This is a genomic window from Tatumella sp. JGM94, assembly GCF_018257595.1.
GTDB classification, from domain to species: Bacteria; Pseudomonadota; Gammaproteobacteria; order Enterobacterales; family Enterobacteriaceae; genus Tatumella; species Tatumella punctata.
Window position 1 is genome coordinate 25,245 of the sequence record NZ_JAERJN010000015.1, and the last position, 17,070, is coordinate 42,314.

At 50.7% G+C, this 17,070-nt stretch carries 15 protein-coding genes; 5 read left to right on the forward strand and 10 right to left on the reverse strand.

Annotated features, from left to right (window positions below):
- Positions 1 to 9 precede the first annotated feature (9 nt).
- From JK216_RS11880 to JK216_RS11890, 3 genes are read right to left on the reverse strand one after another with little or no spacing between them, the layout of a single operon-like run.
- Complete coding sequence (locus JK216_RS11880; protein WP_249213115.1) at positions 10 to 849, reverse strand: ABC transporter permease; 840 nt, start codon at positions 847 to 849, stop codon at positions 10 to 12.
- A 2-nt stretch (positions 850 to 851) separates the two neighbouring features.
- Positions 852 to 1,796 carry an ABC transporter permease gene (locus tag JK216_RS11885; protein WP_212708604.1) on the reverse strand — a complete coding sequence of 315 codons (945 nt, stop codon included), beginning with the start codon at positions 1,794 to 1,796 and terminating at the stop codon, positions 852 to 854.
- Between the two features lie 15 nt (positions 1,797 to 1,811).
- Positions 1,812 to 3,443 carry a TIGR04028 family ABC transporter substrate-binding protein gene (locus tag JK216_RS11890; protein WP_212710673.1) on the reverse strand — a complete coding sequence of 544 codons (1,632 nt, stop codon included), beginning with the start codon at positions 3,441 to 3,443 and terminating at the stop codon, positions 1,812 to 1,814.
- Positions 3,444 to 3,746: 303 nt separating this feature from the next.
- On the opposite strand from JK216_RS11890, the gene JK216_RS11895 reads away from it, so the two are divergent.
- Positions 3,747 to 4,703: a LysR substrate-binding domain-containing protein gene (locus JK216_RS11895; RefSeq protein WP_212708606.1), complete on the forward strand. Its 957-nt coding sequence runs from the start codon at positions 3,747 to 3,749 to the stop codon at positions 4,701 to 4,703.
- Positions 4,704 to 4,733: 30 nt separating this feature from the next.
- On the opposite strand, the gene JK216_RS11900 is transcribed toward JK216_RS11895, so the two are convergent.
- The gene (locus tag JK216_RS11900; protein WP_212711710.1) at positions 4,734 to 5,717 is read right to left on the reverse strand and encodes a Gfo/Idh/MocA family oxidoreductase; all 984 of its coding nucleotides are present in this window, start codon (positions 5,715 to 5,717) and stop codon (positions 4,734 to 4,736) included.
- Positions 5,718 to 5,890: 173 nt separating this feature from the next.
- Between JK216_RS11900 and JK216_RS11905 the strand changes: the two genes are divergently transcribed.
- Positions 5,891 to 6,046, forward strand: coding sequence for a hypothetical protein (locus JK216_RS11905; RefSeq protein WP_212710672.1), 156 nt, complete (start codon positions 5,891 to 5,893; stop codon positions 6,044 to 6,046).
- 53 nt (positions 6,047 to 6,099) lie between these two features.
- On the opposite strand, the gene JK216_RS11910 is transcribed toward JK216_RS11905, so the two are convergent.
- From JK216_RS11910 to JK216_RS11935, 6 genes are all read right to left on the reverse strand, one after another.
- Complete coding sequence (locus JK216_RS11910) at positions 6,100 to 6,882, reverse strand: heme ABC transporter ATP-binding protein (protein ID WP_212708609.1); 783 nt, start codon at positions 6,880 to 6,882, stop codon at positions 6,100 to 6,102.
- Positions 6,875 to 7,882 (reverse strand): iron chelate uptake ABC transporter family permease subunit, encoded by a 1,008-nt coding sequence (locus JK216_RS11915; protein ID WP_212708610.1) that lies wholly within the window; start codon positions 7,880 to 7,882, stop codon positions 6,875 to 6,877. Before JK216_RS11915 ends, JK216_RS11910 begins: the two co-directional genes overlap by 8 nt.
- On the reverse strand, positions 7,872 to 8,693 hold the full coding sequence (locus JK216_RS11920; protein WP_212711709.1) for an ABC transporter substrate-binding protein: 822 nt from the start codon (positions 8,691 to 8,693) through the stop codon (positions 7,872 to 7,874). The genes JK216_RS11915 and JK216_RS11920 overlap by 11 nt, the downstream gene beginning before the upstream one ends.
- The gene (locus tag JK216_RS11925; RefSeq protein WP_212711708.1) at positions 8,690 to 9,718 is read right to left on the reverse strand and encodes a ChuX/HutX family heme-like substrate-binding protein; all 1,029 of its coding nucleotides are present in this window, start codon (positions 9,716 to 9,718) and stop codon (positions 8,690 to 8,692) included. Before JK216_RS11925 ends, JK216_RS11920 begins: the two co-directional genes overlap by 4 nt.
- 64 nt (positions 9,719 to 9,782) lie before the next feature.
- Complete coding sequence (locus tag JK216_RS11930) at positions 9,783 to 12,137, reverse strand: TonB-dependent receptor (RefSeq protein ID WP_212711707.1); 2,355 nt, start codon at positions 12,135 to 12,137, stop codon at positions 9,783 to 9,785.
- 561 nt (positions 12,138 to 12,698) lie between these two features.
- Positions 12,699 to 12,893, reverse strand: coding sequence for an ogr/Delta-like zinc finger family protein (locus JK216_RS11935; RefSeq protein WP_212708614.1), 195 nt, complete (start codon positions 12,891 to 12,893; stop codon positions 12,699 to 12,701).
- A 292-nt stretch (positions 12,894 to 13,185) separates the two neighbouring features.
- On the opposite strand from JK216_RS11935, the gene JK216_RS11940 reads away from it, so the two are divergent.
- From JK216_RS11940 to JK216_RS11950, 3 genes are all read left to right on the forward strand, one after another.
- Positions 13,186 to 14,433 carry a glycoside hydrolase family 68 protein gene (locus tag JK216_RS11940; protein ID WP_212708615.1) on the forward strand — a complete coding sequence of 416 codons (1,248 nt, stop codon included), beginning with the start codon at positions 13,186 to 13,188 and terminating at the stop codon, positions 14,431 to 14,433.
- 48 nt (positions 14,434 to 14,481) lie between these two features.
- Positions 14,482 to 14,781, forward strand: a complete 300-nt coding sequence (locus tag JK216_RS11945; protein WP_212708616.1) for a phage holin, lambda family — start codon at positions 14,482 to 14,484, stop codon at positions 14,779 to 14,781.
- A 1,008-nt stretch (positions 14,782 to 15,789) separates the two neighbouring features.
- A complete protein-coding gene (locus JK216_RS11950) occupies positions 15,790 to 17,049 on the forward strand; it encodes a glycoside hydrolase family 68 protein (RefSeq protein WP_212710670.1) in 1,260 nt (419 codons plus the stop codon).
- Positions 17,050 to 17,070 lie beyond the last annotated feature (21 nt).

The window sequence follows — 17,070 nt, forward strand, 5'->3', positions numbered from 1 at the left end:
TCTGCAGGGTCATGAGACTTCTCCTGAAAAATAGCGGCTGATGCGGTTAGCTGCCAGCACCACCACAATAACCACCCCGCCCGGGAAAGCAGCCAGCCACCAGGCCGTTGCCAGATAATTACGCCCTTCGGCAATCAATAATCCCCATTCCGGTACCGGTGGCGGGCTGCCAAATCCCAGAAAACTCAGGGTTGAGAGTGCCAGAATAGCCTGACCAAACTGTAAGGCGGAAAACGCCAGCAGCGTGGGTAAGGCATTTGGCAGGACATGTCGCAGAAAGACCGATAAAAAGTGCCCGCCGCTGCCAAATGCCGCCTCGATATAATCCTGATGACGGATACGTAATACCTCGGTGCGCGACAGACGGGCAAAATTTGCCACCGAAGCACAGCCCACGGCCAGCGCCGCATGCAGAGTTCCGGCTCCCAGCAGGATAATAATGCTCAGCGACAATAACAGTGCCGGTATTGATAGCAGTACATCCACCAGCCGCATAACCAGGTTGTCTATCCTTAAACGACTGAAACCCGCCAGCATGCCGACAGCGCCGCCCGCCACCAGCCCGACAGCAACCGCCGCAGTCGCAGCCGATAATGACCAGCGGGTGCCATAAATAATCCGGCTTAACAGGTCACGCCCCAGCTGATCGGTACCCAGCCAGTGATGACTGTCGGGAGGGGTCAGCTGGATACCGGCAATACCATCATAGGGGTTGTAGCGGGTAAACCACTGGGGAAACAGGGCAGCCAGTATTGCCAGTACAATCACAGTGGTGGCCAGCAGTAATCCCGGTTTGAGATCAGGACGCCGCCGGGGGCTATGGGCAGAAACGCTTAACAGACTGGTCATACTCATAGTTTCCTCCCCGACAGACTATTCAGGCGCGGATCGAGTAACGGAGTCAGCAGATCTGCCAACAGATTACTCACCACATAGGACAGCGCTGATATCATCACTATGGCTTGTAATACATTTTCGTCTCTGGCGTTGACTGCCTGCCAGGTCACCTGTCCCAGCCCGTTCAGCCCGAAAACCGTTTCAGTGACCAGTGCTCCGGCAATCAGCTCACCGAGCAGCAGACCGGCCACCGTCAGCAGTGGCAGGCTGGCGTTCCGCAGAATATGGCGAAACAGCACCCGACGCTGGCTGGCTCCGCGGGCGCGGGCAGCGGCGACAAAAGGCCGGGTACGTACCTGATCAATACTGCGCATAAAAATCTGTGCCAGCGGCGCGGCAATCGGGACCGCCAGGGTGATCACCGGCAGGATCATTCCGCCGATCGGCGATGGATTGATCACTGAGACCCAGTTCAGTTGAAAAGAGAAGATCTGGATCAATACGATCCCCAGCCAGAATACAGGCAGAGAAACCAGTAATGACGGTAGTGAAAGCAGTATGTTACGCAGCCAGTTCAGCCCCGGTAACCAGGCGAGGATCGCCAGCCCGGGGCCTGCCACCAGCGCCAGCAGAAAACCGGGGATCACCAGTTTCAGGGTCTGTGGCAGGTTAGTCGCCAGCACCTGGCTGACCGGCACCCCCAGCTGGACCGAATAGCCCAGATTACCATGCAGTATCGCCAGTAAAGCCGAAATATACTGCTGCCAGCCGGGTACCCCCTCACCGTATAACTTACGCATCTGAGCAATCTGTTCCGCACTCAAACCCAGCGAAGGATCAAGGAATTTGATCATAATCGCGTCGCCGGGCAGTAGCTGCAGCAGAATAAAAGACAGTGTCCACGCCGCCCATAACACCAGAACGCCCTGTAACAACCGTTGCAGTAAATAGCGTGCCATTATCCGGTCTCCCGCTTATTTCTTAGCCAGCCAGGCATCGTAAAATGACGGACGTCCGACGGCTTCAAAACTGATCCCTTTCAGCCATTTAGCCCCGGCAAATACCTGCGGTTCTTCAAAGACAGGGATTACATAAGCCTGTTCCAGCAGATAACGCTGAGCCTCGCCGGTCAGTTTCAGACGCTGAGCGTTATCCGTTTCCTGCGAGATCTTCAGTAACAGCTGATCGAGTTTGTCATCACGGAAATGTTTAACCTTATCGCTGAGACCACCTTTTTGCAGCAGTGCATCACGGTTTGTCGGATAAAACATACTTTTAATCACATCAGGATCCGCCCGGCCGACCTCAGAAACGGTCAGCGGTGCTTTCAGCGGGTCGAGGTTATTCAGTACCGTTGTCCCTGCATCAGCCGGACGCACATTCAGTACCACGCCGATTTCACGCCACTGGCGGGCAATCAGCTGCAGGACTTCCTTGTTCTGGGGTTGAGGCAGAGAAACGTAAACACTCAGTGATAACGGTATTCCCTGCTTCTGACGGATACCATTGCTGCCGGGCAGCCAGCCGGCTTCATCCAGTAATTTCTTCGCCTGTTGAGGATCACTGGTCAGCAGGTTTTTTAACGGTATATACCCCGGGGCGGTCGATGCCAGTACCGAGGTTGCGGCCGGATAGTTGTCAGAAAACAGGGTTTCCACAATTTGCTGGCGGTTTGTTGCCAGGGAAAGTGCTTTGCGTACACGAATATCAGAGACCCGCGGGTTATCCGGACGGAAACTCAGGCTGTCATTGACACCACGGGTGGCTTCGGCATAGACCGGCAGATGCTGTGCTGTAACCCGTTTCTCATCATAAGCCTGTATCTGACGGATAAAGTCAGCCTGTCCGGCCAGCAGTGCACCGATGCGGACACCATCTTCCGGCGTCACAATCAATTTAATCCCGTCGAGATAAGCCGGTCCCTGATGCGGATCATTACTCGGTCCCCAGTGATAATCCGGACGGGCCACCAGATCCAGTTCATGACCCAGGGTTTCTGATTTCACCACAAAAGGCCCGGAACCGATAATATTGCGTGCATCACCCAGCTGATCGAAATTTTTATCTAATGTGGATAATGACACCAGACCGGAACCTATGGTCGATGTCCCTTGTAAAAACCCTGGTGAAGGCTTTTTAAAATAGAATTTTACGGTCAGCGGATCAATAACCTGGCTATGATCGTAATTATTAATCACTTCTGAGACCGGAAAATGTTTTTCTCTATTTCCCAGACCATAAGTATCAAAATTTTTCGCAACCGCTGCGGCATCCAGCGGAGTACCATCAGAAAAAGTGACTCCCGGACGTAATTTAAATGTCCATTCCGTCTTTTGCGGATTACTGCTCCAGCTTTCGGCAATCCAGGGTTCAATGGCCAGTGTTTTAGGATTCTGCCAGGTCAGTTTATCGGTTAACTGGTTGAGGATACCGCCATTAGGGTAAAAGCCGCCCGCCGGAGGATACAGGTTAGTGTGTGCCTGCTGTTCCAGATAAATTAACGTTCCCCCGTGCTGTGGATTATCTGCTGACCAGGCAGGCAGGGATGCCACCAACAGCGATACCAGTATCTGTTTTTTAAATCCTGCGACGCGCCATCTTTTCATCCACTGCCTCTTTATTATTGTACTCAGACCGTTATTCATAATAAGAGCCACTGTTTTCAGAATTGAAATAACAAAAATGGCATAGCTTGTGTGAAAAAAAACTATCCGGAAGTCATACTTTTCCGGCCATACGTTGTGCCTTTCTGCCCGCCGGTTGTTAGGGGATTGCAGATGTAAGCCTGTCAGGATGTGGATATATCCGCTGTATATACCGTTCAGGAATATATGCGAAGTTTTAATTATTTACCCCGCTAAATAATTTTTTTTATTTTAACGGGGCAACTCTTAAAAAAAGTGAATATCATGAACTTCCAGCAACTAAGAATTATCAGGGAGGCTTCCCGGTGCCAGTTCAATCTGACAGAAGTGGCCAAAACGCTCTATACCTCACAATCGGGAATTAGTCGCCATATCCGTGAACTGGAAGAAGAACTGGGGGTGGAGTTGTTTATCCGTCATGGTAAACGGATGCTTGGCCTGACAGGACCCGGTAAAGAAATGCTGACCATTGCGCGGCGTATTCTTGACGATGCCGGTAAAGCACGCCGGTTAGGCGAATTATTTACCGGTCAGCAAGACGGGATACTGACCATCGCCACCACCCATACCCAGGCCTGTTATTCACTGCCCGATAAAATAAAACTGTTTCGTGAACTCTATCCGAATATTCGCGTGGTACTGAACCAGGGCACGCCGGAAGAAATCCGTGCCATGGTCAGTGCCGGTACTGCCGACCTGGGGATTGCTTCCGAAGTACTGTCAAACAGTGAGGCACTGCGGGCCTTCCCGTGGTTTAAATGGAATCATAAAGTACTGATCCCGCGACAGCATCCGCTGGCCGGCCAGCCCGATGTGACTCTGGAACACCTCGCCGCCTGGCCATTAATTACCTATCGCAGTGGTATGACAGGACGGTCAGCCATCGATCAGGCTTTCGAAAGCGCCTCCCTGAAAACCGATATTGTACTGAGTGCCCAGGACTCGGATGTCGTAAAAACCTACGTAAAACTGGGCATGGGGATCGGTATTGTGGCAGAAACGGCAGTGACTGATGCCGATGAGGGGATCAGCGCACTCGATGTCCGCCATCTGTTTGCCGCCAGTACCGTCTGGATGGCCGTAAAACGCGGCCAGTTGCAACGGGATTATCTGTGGCAGTTTATGATGCTGTGTAACCCTAACCTGTCAGTTGATGAACTAAAAGCCAGCGCGCTGCAAAGCACGGCCTCGGGTGAAACCGCCTACAACTTTGAAATCTGACGGCTGCCGCCTGAGCGGCAGCCCTTCCTGTCAGGCCTCACCGTCTGACGGGAAACGAACACCGGTCTGGCGACGTATTTCTGTCAGTAACTGTGAGGTGATCAGGCTGACCTGTAATCCCTGATGTTCCACCTGCAGGCCGGCCACCAGCCCGGCAAAGACTTCTGCCTCATTTCGCATCGAATTATCATATTGCGCGACACCGATAGCCTGCGGCTGACCGCCGCGCGGATACAGGGTCAGTCCTTCACAGGTTGAAATTTTATCCACCAGCAGTGATCCCTGCTCCCCCTGAATCTCACTACTCAGCACAGAGTCGCTGACCTTGGAATGCAGAATAGTTACATCAAAATCGCCATACTCCAGAATAACCGAACCATGGGCATCCACACCGCTCTCCAGCAGACTGGCCTGAGCCACCACCCCCTGCGGTTTGCCCCATAGGGCCACCGCACTGGCCAGCGGATAGAAACCAATATCCATTACCGAGCCATTGGCAAACGCCGGGTTAAAAGTATTCGGATTTTCCCCGGCCAGATAACGGCCATAACGGGAAGAATACTGGCAGTACTGTAACAGGACTTTCCGTAACGTTCCCAGCCGCGGCAGCGTTTCATAAATTACCCGAAAATTAGGCAGGCAGGCGGTTTTAAAGGCTTCAAACAGCACCACCTGATGCTCTCTGGCGCAGGCCACCATTTTTTCAGCCTGCTGAATATCTGCAGCAAACGGTTTTTCGCAAATGACATGTTTACCCTGTTGCATAAACAGGCAGCTCTGTTCACAGTGCAGCGAATTCGGGCTGGCAATATATACCGCATCAAACAGGTCACTTTTGGCCAGTTGCTGCAAATCGGTAAACAGAGTCGTGTCTGCATATTTTGCTGCAAAAGATTCAGCCTGCGCCAGACGACGGGAATAAACGGCAGTCAGCTGGTACAAGCCGCTTTCCAGTGCCGCTGTCACAAAACTATCGGTGATCCAGTTAGTACCTATTACCGCTAAACGTAACATTGCATGCTCTCCCGAAAAATAGCGTATCGCTTCAGCATAATGCTAATTACTACCGAAGTCGTTTGCTGCTGGCACAACCGGTGCTGTTTCAGCTAAAAGGATCACAGAACTGTCATCTGCTGCTGTCATGCTGAACATGATGATTCATTATTTCGCAACCTGGAGGTTCCCTGATGGCGACAACTTACGCGGTGCAAATTGAAGATATCCTGGCGGCGGGTCAGCGTTACCTGTCCGATGACCTGCTGAGTCCGGAACGGGCCGCGGCCCGTGACCGGGAAGAATATGATGATCAGGGCAGCGCCACTGAACTCTGTTTTGATGAATAACCGATCCACTGCTGTGGTATTCTGCCGCCCGTGATGCGGGCGGTTACCCGCGGTTATGGCAGTAGCATCACCTGCGGTTTCTGCTGCGGCCCTTCCGTACTGACCCTGAGTTCTGCCTGATACCAGCGCTCTAAAATATCCTTTCTCAGTACCTGCTGCGCGGTTCCTTCTGCCACCAGCGATCCCTGATGTAACAGTAACACCCGGTCCGCCCATAAGGATGCCTGGTTAAGATCATGCAGTACACTGCATACCATCAGTTTTCCCTGCCGTGTCAGCCGGTGCAGTAAGCGAAGGATCTGCTGCTGGTGGTAGAGATCCAGCGCAGAAGCCGGTTCATCAAGAAATAAAAAGCCCTGCGGTTCGCCGTCACGCCATAGCTGTGCCAGTACCCTCGCCAGCTGTACTCTTTGCTGTTCACCGCCGGATAATTGCAGATAATTGCGTTCCAGCAGCACCTGACAACCAGTCAGTGCGGCGACTTCTCTGACGATCTGCTGCTGTGGCTGTTGCTGGCGTGGCCAGACCGCCCTGCCAAGGCTGATGACCTGGCGCACCGTCAGGGAAAATGTCAGTGTATTTTGCTGACGCATCACTGCCCGCTGCCGGGCAAGCAACCGGCCGGGCCAGTCAGCCAGCGGTTTACCCTGTAGCAGACACTGTCCGCTGTCCGGCGCAAGATAGCCACTGAGTACCCGCAGCAGGGTCGACTTCCCGGCCCCGTTTGGCCCAATCAGCGCGACCATTTCTCCGGGGACAAATTGCAGACAGATATTACACAACAGCTGGCGTTGCCCGCTGATGACTCCGACCGAGCGTGCCGTCAGTTCATACATCCCCGTTCTCCCGCTGCCGACGGATAATCATCCAGAATAACCAGGGCGCACCGATCAGACTGGTCAGCAACCCGACCGGCATTTCGGCCGGTGTTACCAGAGTACGAGCCAGGGTATCCGCCAGCAGCAGTAAGATAGCGCCACTGAGGGCCGATGCAGGTAATACCATGCGGTGGTCACTGCCAAAACACAGACGCATCAGATGCGGGATCACCAGTCCGATAAAGCCAATCACACCACTGACCGAGACCGCGGTGCCGACCAGTAAGGCATTCAGCACCAGTAACTGACGCCGGGTCCGCAGTACATTTACCCCCATATAATGGGCATCTTCTTCTCCCAGTTGCAGCATATTAAGCTGTCCGGCACAACATAAACTCAGGATTGCCGCAGGCAGGATCAGCACCGCACAGACTGACAGGGCTGGCCAACTGGCCAGGGCGAGACTGCCCATGCCCCACAGGGAGAGCTGACGCAATTGTTGATCATTACTGATCCATGAGAGCACCCCGACACTGGATCCGCAGAGGGCATTGATCGCCACACCGAACAGTAATAAACGTGACAGATGTCCGCGGGTAACACGGCTGAGTTTAAAGATCAGTACCGTGACCAGCATGCTGCCGGTAAAAGCCGCCAGCATCGGCAGCCACATTACCAGCACCGGCGGGAGTGCCAGCGGAATAACTATCGCGACTGCCACAGCCAGTCCTGCGCCACTGCTGATCCCGAGTAGTCCGGGGTCAGCCAGAGGATTACGGAACAGCCCCTGCATAACACTCCCCGATACGGCCAGTGCTATTCCGACCAGGGCTGCCAGTAATACCCTGGGTAAGCGGATATTCAGCCAGATATTACGCTCCAGGCTCCCCGGGGCCTGATGCCATAAACTGGCCAGGGATAACTTTATTGCGCCTGACTGACTGGCCACCAGTAATGTCACCAGCAATACCAGCCCCAGCGTGCCTAACCAGAGAAGTGAGCGCTGACTATTGTGCATCAATTTTTTCTGCATCCTGGCGTAAGCGGCGTATTGCCTGTGGTGTATCCGGGCCGAATCCCAGCAAGGCCATCTGGTCAACATACAATAACCGCTGATGCTGCCCTGCCGGCGTCATGGCCAGGCCCGGCAACTGCCAGACGTTAGACGGCCCGCCCAGGGCCGCCACGCCACCGGCATCCATCAGTACCAGATCCGGTGCGGCAGCAATAATGCCCTCAGCAGACATCGGTTGGTAATGAGGCACACTGCCCATCACATTAATCAGTCCGGCACTGCGGATTGCCACATCTGCAGCGGTCTGATTACCGGCCACCAGGGTCGTCATACCACTGTTTGCCATAATATATAGCGCCCTGATAGCTAAGGGATGAGACGGGATAGCCTCGGTTTGCTGCCTGACCTGCTGTAATAATGGCTGTGCCGCGACATTTTCGTTAAGTGCGGCGGCAATAGTGGTGATCTTCTGCAATATGGCAGGCAGTGAGTTTTCTCCGCTCACAGGCACCACCTTCACCCCTGCCTGTGAAAGCTGTTCCAATACCTGCGAAGGTTTGGCCTGTTCACTGACCAAAACCAGCGATGGTGTCAGCGCCAGAATACCTTCTGTATTCAGCTGACGCATATAACCGACATCCGGTAATTTTCTGGCCTGTAGCGGACGAATACTGGTACTGTCACGCCCTGCCAGTTGCTGACCGGCCCCCAGTGCATAAACGATTTCGGTGACATCACCGCCGATGGAAACAATGTGCCGGGTGGCAAACACCGGTAATGCCAGCAGACACAGTATCAGGCCGGCGATTTTCATACGGCCAGGTCTCCGGTGAGGGATTCGATCTGCTCACGCCACTGCCGCTGTTCCGGATTTCCCTCACTGCGCTGTCCATAAAGCTGGATTATCTGCCTGCCGTCGGCAGCAAATAATTCCAGACTGGTGACATGTCCGTCAGCGGTCGGCTTACGGGTGATCCAGCTTTCCGCAATCTGCTGATCCTGAAGATGCAGGGTAAAGTCCCGGTTAAATATATTCAGCCAGCCTTCCCGGGAGGTGATGTTCCCGATAACGCCGGTGAAGATCTGCGTACAGCCACGGTTAGCGGTGAAAATCATAATTTCGTTGCCGGCCTGCTGCACCAGTGCCAGCAACTGTCCCAGTGCCTGTGGGCCGACCTGTTGCGCCAGATCATTACTGACTGCCGAAAAAGCCTGCTGTCTGCTGATATTATGACGACCAAGCAAACGGAAAAACTGATGTACATCGGTCATTTCACGCCATTCCTGCTCAACCTGTTGTGCATCAAATTGCTCAGAAAACTCTGCCGCCGGAGTAGTATTCAGTGACAGTATTTGCGGATGTGGCAGCACAAACCGGGTGATCAGTGCCTGCCAGGCCGGAAGATCTGTCTTTCCGGTGGTATAAATTTTTAGTACTGCCGCTCCCTTATCATCAAAGATCTGAATACTTTTCCGTTCACCACCGGCTGTCTGCTCCTGAAGATAAAAAGCACTTTGCCATTCAGAGATAAAGAAACGTAAATCCAGCTGGCGCGGGTTAAGGACCAGCCCTGCCCAGGGGCCAATATGCAGATTATGGTAGCTGCCGGTCTGTTGATGAACCGCATACTCATTGCGGGAAATATTTTTGGTTTCCCCGACCCCTTCCAGGGCCTCCAGTAATGCCGGGAAATCGGCACGCAACTGCTGTACGCCTTCAGCCATTCTGGCCTGCAGCAGTGCGGCCTCACTGATACCGATCATTTTTGCCAGATCCCGTGCACGGACTGACGGATGTTGTCGCTTTAATTGCAGATATTGCTGATAAACTGTGTTCATATAGGCTCCTTACTTCTCTGTTCCCTGAGTGCCCTGCCGCAGCGACAAGGCAGATAATAAATAATCAGAAATCGACGTTCAGTCCGAGCTGGAAAGTACGGCCCGGCATCACGGCTAACGCAACATTATTACGATCCTGTGGCGTGGAGGTTTTCAGTTCACGGCTGCTCAGATAATCAATATATTTACGGTCCGTAATGTTATAGACACCACCGCTCAGTTTGACATTTTTCGTCACCCGCCAGTATGCGGTGGCATCGACCATACCGTAGCCCGGGATGCGCATATAAGGGCTGTCCTGTGAGGTAACCGTACCGGTAGTGATGGTATCTCGTGTGGTTTGCTGCGCCTGTTTTCCCTTCACAAAGGTCGCGGTTACCGCACTCCCCCAGCGGCCTGATGGATCATCCCACGCCACTCCCGCCACGGCCTTCATCGGCGCCACACTGTCCAGATCGGTATAGCTGTCACCACTCAGAGAGGACTTCGATTTGCCTTGTGTATAACCCAGCGCCAGACTGGCGCTCAGACCATCAGCAGAGTCGATCCAGTGGCCGATATTGATTCGGGTATTGATTTCACCACCATAGATAAAGGCTTTATCCCGGTTTTCGGCCTGGTAAATAGTGTAGATATTGGACGGTACACGGCTGAACATACCCGGTGAGCTGCTGCGGTTATAACGTGTATAAGCAATAAAATTATCGTACTGGTTATAGAACAAGGAACCGCTGAAAGTCACCCCGGGGATCAATTGCCCGGTCAGGCCCCATTCAAAGTTATTACTGGTTTCGGTTTTCAGGGCTGAATTACCAATCAGGGCATATTGCCCGCGTCCCGCATAACTGGATCCCAGGTTCCATGAGCCATAAAGCTGGCTGGCATCCGGAAACTCAGCGCCGCGCTGATACTTAATATAGGTCAGTAATTGCGGATTCAGGGAGTATTGCAGGGTCAGAGACGGTAATATCTGAGTATCACTGCTGCCTGAACCGTACAGGGTACTGACCGCGTCCGTTGTCAGTACCGAACTACCGGCAGTCAGTGAAGAGAGGTTCTGTGGTCTGGTTTTCTGGTAGGCAACACGGACTCCCGGCGTAATCGCGAAATTATGCTCCCGGATAGCAAAGTTGATCCGATCGCGGACAAAAGCGCCGAGTCGGGTAGATTTACTGTCTGCTTCAGGCTGCATTACCGAATAATAGGCCAGTGGTAGCGGCGACTGGCTGAACGGGCGTTTGGTCGTATCTTCGCTGGCATTCAGACCAGCACTCAGCTCATGACGCCCTGTAGTTTTACGCCATTCACTGCTCAATCCGATACTGTCTGTATTGTAGTCAGAATGAGTCCGGCCAATCACACCGGTATCGTAGGGAGCCAGAGTATTGTCATGAGCACGGGTTTTTTGCCAGTAAAAACGGGTGGTCAGTGAATCAATCCACGTAGTTAACGGCGTATATTCATCCTGCAGATTTATCCCTGCACGCCGGGTCGCGCTGGACTGGTGACTGGTACCAATAACAGCGGTACCGCCGGAATCCCAGGTATCATAGTGGGTGTGATTGGTTTTATCGTAGTAACTGAAGGTACCTGTCAGTGTGTGCAAATCATCAGGCTGCCAGATACCCGTGGCCAGAAATGCCGTCGAATGCCAGTTAGCAGGATAGGCAGACAGGGTTCCGCTGTTATTCCGGGTTTGCTGGCCATCACGCCGGCTGAGGACAAAAATTCCGCGCAGTGCTTCGTCTCCCGCCGCCGCAGTAATACCGTTGTGCCAGCCACGGTCGGAAGAGTCGTAATCGGACTGATAGCCAAAATAACTTGATTTATCAGGACTCAGATAATCATCAGGAGATTTGGTACGGAAAGATACGATCCCGCCAATAGAGGTATTCGGCTGGGAAACCGCGGTCGCGCCGGCATCAATATCCATGACACCGAACAGATAGGGATCAATATAATCACGCCCGATACCAAAGGTATTTACTCCTGTACGACCAACATACCCCCGGCCGGTTGCTGAAGGTAATTCCACGCCATCCACATCAATGCCGACACGGTTACTTTCCATGCCCCGGATGTTGTATCCCGTATAGCCGCCGCGGTCAAAGCCACTCTTACCGTTACCGGATCCGCCACTGGCGCCGGTCGCACTGACCAGCGTCTGGTAGCGCATTAAGCTGCCAAAATCATTCGCCCCCTGTTTCTGCATCTGCTCTGCGGTGAGTGTTTTCCGGTTATCAGCCCTGAGCTGTGGAGCTGCCGCCCGGACGGTAATTTGAGCCCCGGCGTCCTGATCATCTCCGGCAGAGGGGCTGTCCGTTGCTGCTAAGCTACAGGCAGCATGTACCGAGATCGCAATTGCGGTAACCTGAAATAATACGGGTTTGATTTTGCCCTGATTTATAAATTTATGCATAGTAAAAAGTCCAGACACGCCAAAAATGTCGTTTGCAGGCAGATAAATGCAAACGAATGATTTGATTATCCCCTGATAGGTTGTGCGTTTATTCGCCTCTTTTTTGGGGAATGATAATCTATATCAAAATGATAACCATTATCAATAGTGGGAGGGGTAAATTTGTGAACCTCTCAGCTGCAGACATCCGGGCCTGCGGGAGGTTGTGGCATGGCTGTTAATGCTGTCAGTAGCAGTATTGGCCGACAACCCATTGAACAGTAAAAGCGGTTAACATAATCGCTGGCAGACTAAAACTATCGGGGAATTACTTAATCAAAACAAAACAATAATTAACAAAATAAAAACAACTCATTAAACTAAATTATTGAAATGAATAAACAGCAGTCGTTTTTATACTGCTGTTTATCCCTGTGAATGCCATTTCCAGGGTAATGAAGGATAAAATGTAGCTACATTTCCGGCCGGAAAAAATTCATTCCATCACTTCTTACGACTAACACCCTGTCCTTTTTCAAAAATTATGAAAAGTTCAAAATTAAAATAATAATAAGATTATTCCTAGATGGCAGCGATTGTCCGTTGTTCCTTTCTTGCCATCGGTGCACATATAATTCGCTCCAGACTCTCTATTGTTTTAAACGTGCAGGAGCAGGTTATATCCTGACACTGATAGTATGCTTCCTTGGTTGTATCGGTTAAGTAACGGCTTGTACGAGTGTGGGCCGGCTTGTTACAGATCGGGCAACGCATCATAAGTACCACCTATTTTTCACTGAATAATTTTAAAACAAAAAGAGGTATAATTGATCAATCACTGCATTAATGATTATTAATAAATTAAAGATTCTATCTTCTTTTTATCTGGCTGTAGATACTTATTTATCCTCCCAAACAAAGCTATCATTATCTGGTCTGTCACCCACTACACAACAATGTATTTTTTTATAACGTGTTTTGTTGTGTGGGTTATTACAAAATAGAATACGTTTTAATTATATTTCCCGACGTGCTCTTATTAAACCTCATTCAATTACGGAGGTTTAAAATGAAAAACTTAATCGATAAAGTGAAAACGACTGCCTGGAGCCGTGCTGACGCCCTGAAAGTTCACAGTGATGATCCGACAACGACTCAGCCGCTGGTTGGCCTTGATTTCCCGGTAATGAGTGATGAGCTTTTTATCTGGGATACAATGCCATTAAAGAAATATGACGGGAATATTATTTCGGTAAACGGCTGGTCTGTCATTTTCACCCTGACTGCCGAGCGTCAGCCAGAAGTATATAAAGATGCTGACGGTAATTATGATATTGACAGTGACTGGACCAATCGTCACAGCCGTGCCCGTATCTGCTACTGGTATGCAAAAGACAGTAAGAACTGGATCTATGGCGGGAAAGTCATGGCCGAAGGGGTTTCCCCGACAACCCGTGAATGGGCCGGTACCCCTGTACTGGTAAACGAACAGGGTGATATTGAGCTGTATTACACCTGTGTTACCCCTGGTGCGACCATTGTCAAAGTGAAAGGAAAAATAGCGGCAGATGGCCGTGGCGTAACCCTTTCAGGGTTCACTCAGGTCACCGAATTGTTCTCTGCGGACGGATTCCTCTATCAGACAGAGCAGCAAAATGCCTACTGGGGATTCCGTGACCCCAGCCCGTTTGTCGACCCGAAAGATGGCAACCTGTATATGGTATTTGAAGGCAACGTTGCCGGAGAGCGCGGGTCACATATTATTACCAGCGACGATATGGGTGATATCCCTCCCGGTTACGAAGATGTCGGGGGTTCACGTTACCAGACCGGCTGTATCGGATTTGCCGTTGCCAAAGATAAAGAAGGTAATGACTGGCAATTATTACCGCCACTAATTACTGCCGTGGGGGTTAACGATCAGACGGAACGTCCGCATTTTGTATTTAAAGACGGAAAGTATTATCTGTTTACTATCAGCCATAAATATACTTACGGTGATGGTGTTTCCGGCCCTGATGGTGTTTATGGTTTTGTCAGTGATTCATTATTTGGCCCTTACCAGCCATTAAATGGTTCCGGATTAGTTCTCGGCAATCCGTCTTCTCAGCCTTATCAGACTTATTCGCACTGCGTGATGCCTAATGGTCTGGTGACCTCATTTATTGACAGTGTGCCTGAATCCGATGGCGGTTATCGTGTCGGTGGGACAGAAGCACCGACTGTTCAGCTGAAAATAAAAGGCAACCAGACGTTTATGGTGAAAGAGCTTGATTATGGCTTTATTCCGCCAACTGAAAACGTTGTTGTCAGGTAATTAACAATACCGCGCGGCTGATGTCGCGCTTTTATCAGGAAAATGACTGTGGACATAAATAATATCGTGAATGCGGTTAAAGGTGTGGCTCGCGGAGATTCGGTTTTTTTCGGGGTTTTTATTTCCGTCTTTATGGCTTTATTACGGATGATCTATTCGGGACGAAATATTATAGAAACCTTACTTGAAGGCGGGATCTGTGGCTGCCTTACCTTTGTCTCCGTATCTCTGATGAATTATTTAGGTGTTTCCAGCCAGCTGACTGTTTCGGTTGGCGGTTTTATCGGATTTATGGGTGTTAAAAAAATCAGCTTCTGGATCAATCGCATTATTATGAAACGAATCTGATTTCTTCACGGTGCTTGATCGCTGCGGGTAAATATCCGGCCGGGTAAGGGGGCTCTGTGCTCATCCTTGGTTATAAATTTTTATGGGGAATACTGAGTTATCACCACATAACCCTATACATTATAGGGCATTTCTAATATTTGTTAACATCGTGGTTTACATAAGTCACCCGGAGTACCCTGTCTGTTATCAGTAACAGTACCGGGCTCTGTAAGTGCCTTACAGCATCAGGCCGGGAATTTTCCCGGCCTGTTTTTTTATATTTTTCCTCCTCCGGGTCCGGAAAACCAGCCTCTGCTCAGTGACCCTTCTCCTTTTATCACCGGCGTATCATAAAACACCGCGATTATCGTTTTGCCGACTGCCGGAACCCCCTCTCTTTATGGTCCATTCAGGTGTTTACTGAGGGAAGATTTCGCTAAGGATGACCACAGGAAGGCGCGTAAACCCCATAACAGCCAGCAATTATCCGGCCGACACCCGCAATCAATGACCACCGCACATCACCACCTTCCGTTAAGCGGGTTTACTTTATGGCTGCCGGGTGGCTATTCATTTTCCCGATGGCAATTCCATTGAAATACAATTTCGTTTTCAGTCTTCATTCTGAATTGTACTGAGCCGCGAGCCGGATTAAGTACGGATCTCTGCAATCAGTGTTGGTCGGTGATAAGACACCATCAGGCAACTGCTCACCATTCCTGCCCGCAAGTCTTTTTGCGTTATTGTTTCTGCAACAGGCTATTTCACGACATCCGATTATCTGAAAAATAATATTTCTTATCACGGGAGGGTTATTTTTCTGGCAGGAAAAATAAAAAAACAGAACAGCATGTCATCCCGCTTATTTATTCACAAACGATGTTATTTGTTCCTGCCACCACACAACATAAACTCCTTAATTTTCATTGTGTTTGTTGTGTGAAAGCTGGCAAATCAGTGACTGATTTTTTTTATTTCTTCGGCGTGTTTTTATGAAGCCTCACTTAACTACGGAGGTTTTTAATTATGAAAAATTTACAAGATAAAGTTCAGACTACTGCCTGGAGCCGTGCGGATGCACTTAAAGTCAAAGCGGATGATCCTACCACCACTCAGCCAGTGGTCAGCATTGACTTCCCGGTCATGAGCGATGAAGTATTTATCTGGGATACTCTGCCGCTGCGTAAATACGATGGTAACATTGTATCAGTGAATGGCTGGTCAGTTATTTTTACCCTGACCGCAGATCGTCAGCCATCTGAATATCTGGATGCCAACGGTAATTACGACATTTATACGGACTGGAACAACCGTCATGGTCGTGCCCGTATCTGTTACTGGTACTCTAAAGACAGTACTAACTGGACATTTGGCGGACGGGTAATGGCTGAAGGTGTATCACCCACCACCCGTGAATGGGCGGGTACTCCTATCCTGCTGAACGAAGATGGTGATATTGAGCTGTATTACACCTGTGTCACTCCGGGCGCGACTATCGTTAAAGTTAAAGGTAAAATTGCTGCCGATAACCGTGGTGTGACGCTGTCCGGTTTCGAAGAAGTTATCGAGCTGTTTTCTGCCGATGGTTTCTACTACCAGACCGAACAACAAAACCCTTACTGGGGTTTCCGCGACCCGAGCCCGTTCATCGACCCGAACGATGGCAACCTGTATATGGTGTTTGAAGGGAACGTCGCCGGAGAACGCGGTTCACATGTCATTACCAGCGATGATATGGGTGATATTCCCCCGGGTTATGACGATGTCGGTGGTGCACGCTATCAGACCGGTTGTATCGGACTGGCAGCCGCCAAAGATAAAGAAGGTAATGACTGGCAGTTGCTGCCACCGCTGATTACTGCGGTTGGTGTCAATGACCAGACTGAACGTCCACACTTTGTGTTTAAAGATGGTAAATACTACCTGTTCACCATCAGTCATAAATCAACTTATGCGGATAACCTGACAGGTCCTGACGGTGTATACGGTTTTGTCAGTGATTCACTGTTCGGGCCTTATGAGCCGCTGAACGGTTCCGGACTGGTATTAGGTAATCCGTCCTCTCAGCCATTACAGACCTATTCACACTGTGTGATGCCAAATGGCCTGGTGACATCGTTTATCGATACCGTACCGGCCAGCAATGGTGACTACGACGGAGAGTACCGGATTGGTGGTACTGAAGCGCCGACCGTACAAATCAAAATCGAAGGCAACCGTACCTTTATGGTCAAAGAATTCGATTACGGCTTTATTCCGCCAATGGAGAACGTAGTCGTTAAATAACCCCCCTCTCTCAATGCTGAC

What these genes read in the sequence shown, in the direction of transcription:
- JK216_RS11940 (WP_212708615.1), top strand. Translation starts at nt 13,186, where the DNA reads ATGAAAAACTTAATCGATAAAGTGAAAACGACTGCCTGGAGCCGTGCT.
- JK216_RS11930 (WP_212711707.1), bottom strand. Translation starts at nt 12,137, where the DNA reads ATGCATAAATTTATAAATCAGGGCAAAATCAAACCCGTATTATTTCAG.
- JK216_RS11900 (WP_212711710.1), bottom strand. Translation starts at nt 5,717, where the DNA reads ATGTTACGTTTAGCGGTAATAGGTACTAACTGGATCACCGATAGTTTT.
- JK216_RS11895 (WP_212708606.1), top strand. Translation starts at nt 3,747, where the DNA reads ATGAACTTCCAGCAACTAAGAATTATCAGGGAGGCTTCCCGGTGCCAG.
- JK216_RS11915 (WP_212708610.1), bottom strand. Translation starts at nt 7,882, where the DNA reads ATGCACAATAGTCAGCGCTCACTTCTCTGGTTAGGCACGCTGGGGCTG.
- JK216_RS11950 (WP_212710670.1), top strand. Translation starts at nt 15,790, where the DNA reads ATGAAAAATTTACAAGATAAAGTTCAGACTACTGCCTGGAGCCGTGCG.
- JK216_RS11885 (WP_212708604.1), bottom strand. Translation starts at nt 1,796, where the DNA reads ATGGCACGCTATTTACTGCAACGGTTGTTACAGGGCGTTCTGGTGTTA.
- JK216_RS11880 (WP_249213115.1), bottom strand. Translation starts at nt 849, where the DNA reads ATGACCAGTCTGTTAAGCGTTTCTGCCCATAGCCCCCGGCGGCGTCCT.
- JK216_RS11925 (WP_212711708.1), bottom strand. Translation starts at nt 9,718, where the DNA reads ATGAACACAGTTTATCAGCAATATCTGCAATTAAAGCGACAACATCCG.
- JK216_RS11890 (WP_212710673.1), bottom strand. Translation starts at nt 3,443, where the DNA reads ATGAAAAGATGGCGCGTCGCAGGATTTAAAAAACAGATACTGGTATCG.
- JK216_RS11920 (WP_212711709.1), bottom strand. Translation starts at nt 8,693, where the DNA reads ATGAAAATCGCCGGCCTGATACTGTGTCTGCTGGCATTACCGGTGTTT.
- JK216_RS11905 (WP_212710672.1), top strand. Translation starts at nt 5,891, where the DNA reads ATGGCGACAACTTACGCGGTGCAAATTGAAGATATCCTGGCGGCGGGT.
- JK216_RS11935 (WP_212708614.1), bottom strand. Translation starts at nt 12,893, where the DNA reads ATGATGCGTTGCCCGATCTGTAACAAGCCGGCCCACACTCGTACAAGC.
- JK216_RS11910 (WP_212708609.1), bottom strand. Translation starts at nt 6,882, where the DNA reads ATGTATGAACTGACGGCACGCTCGGTCGGAGTCATCAGCGGGCAACGC.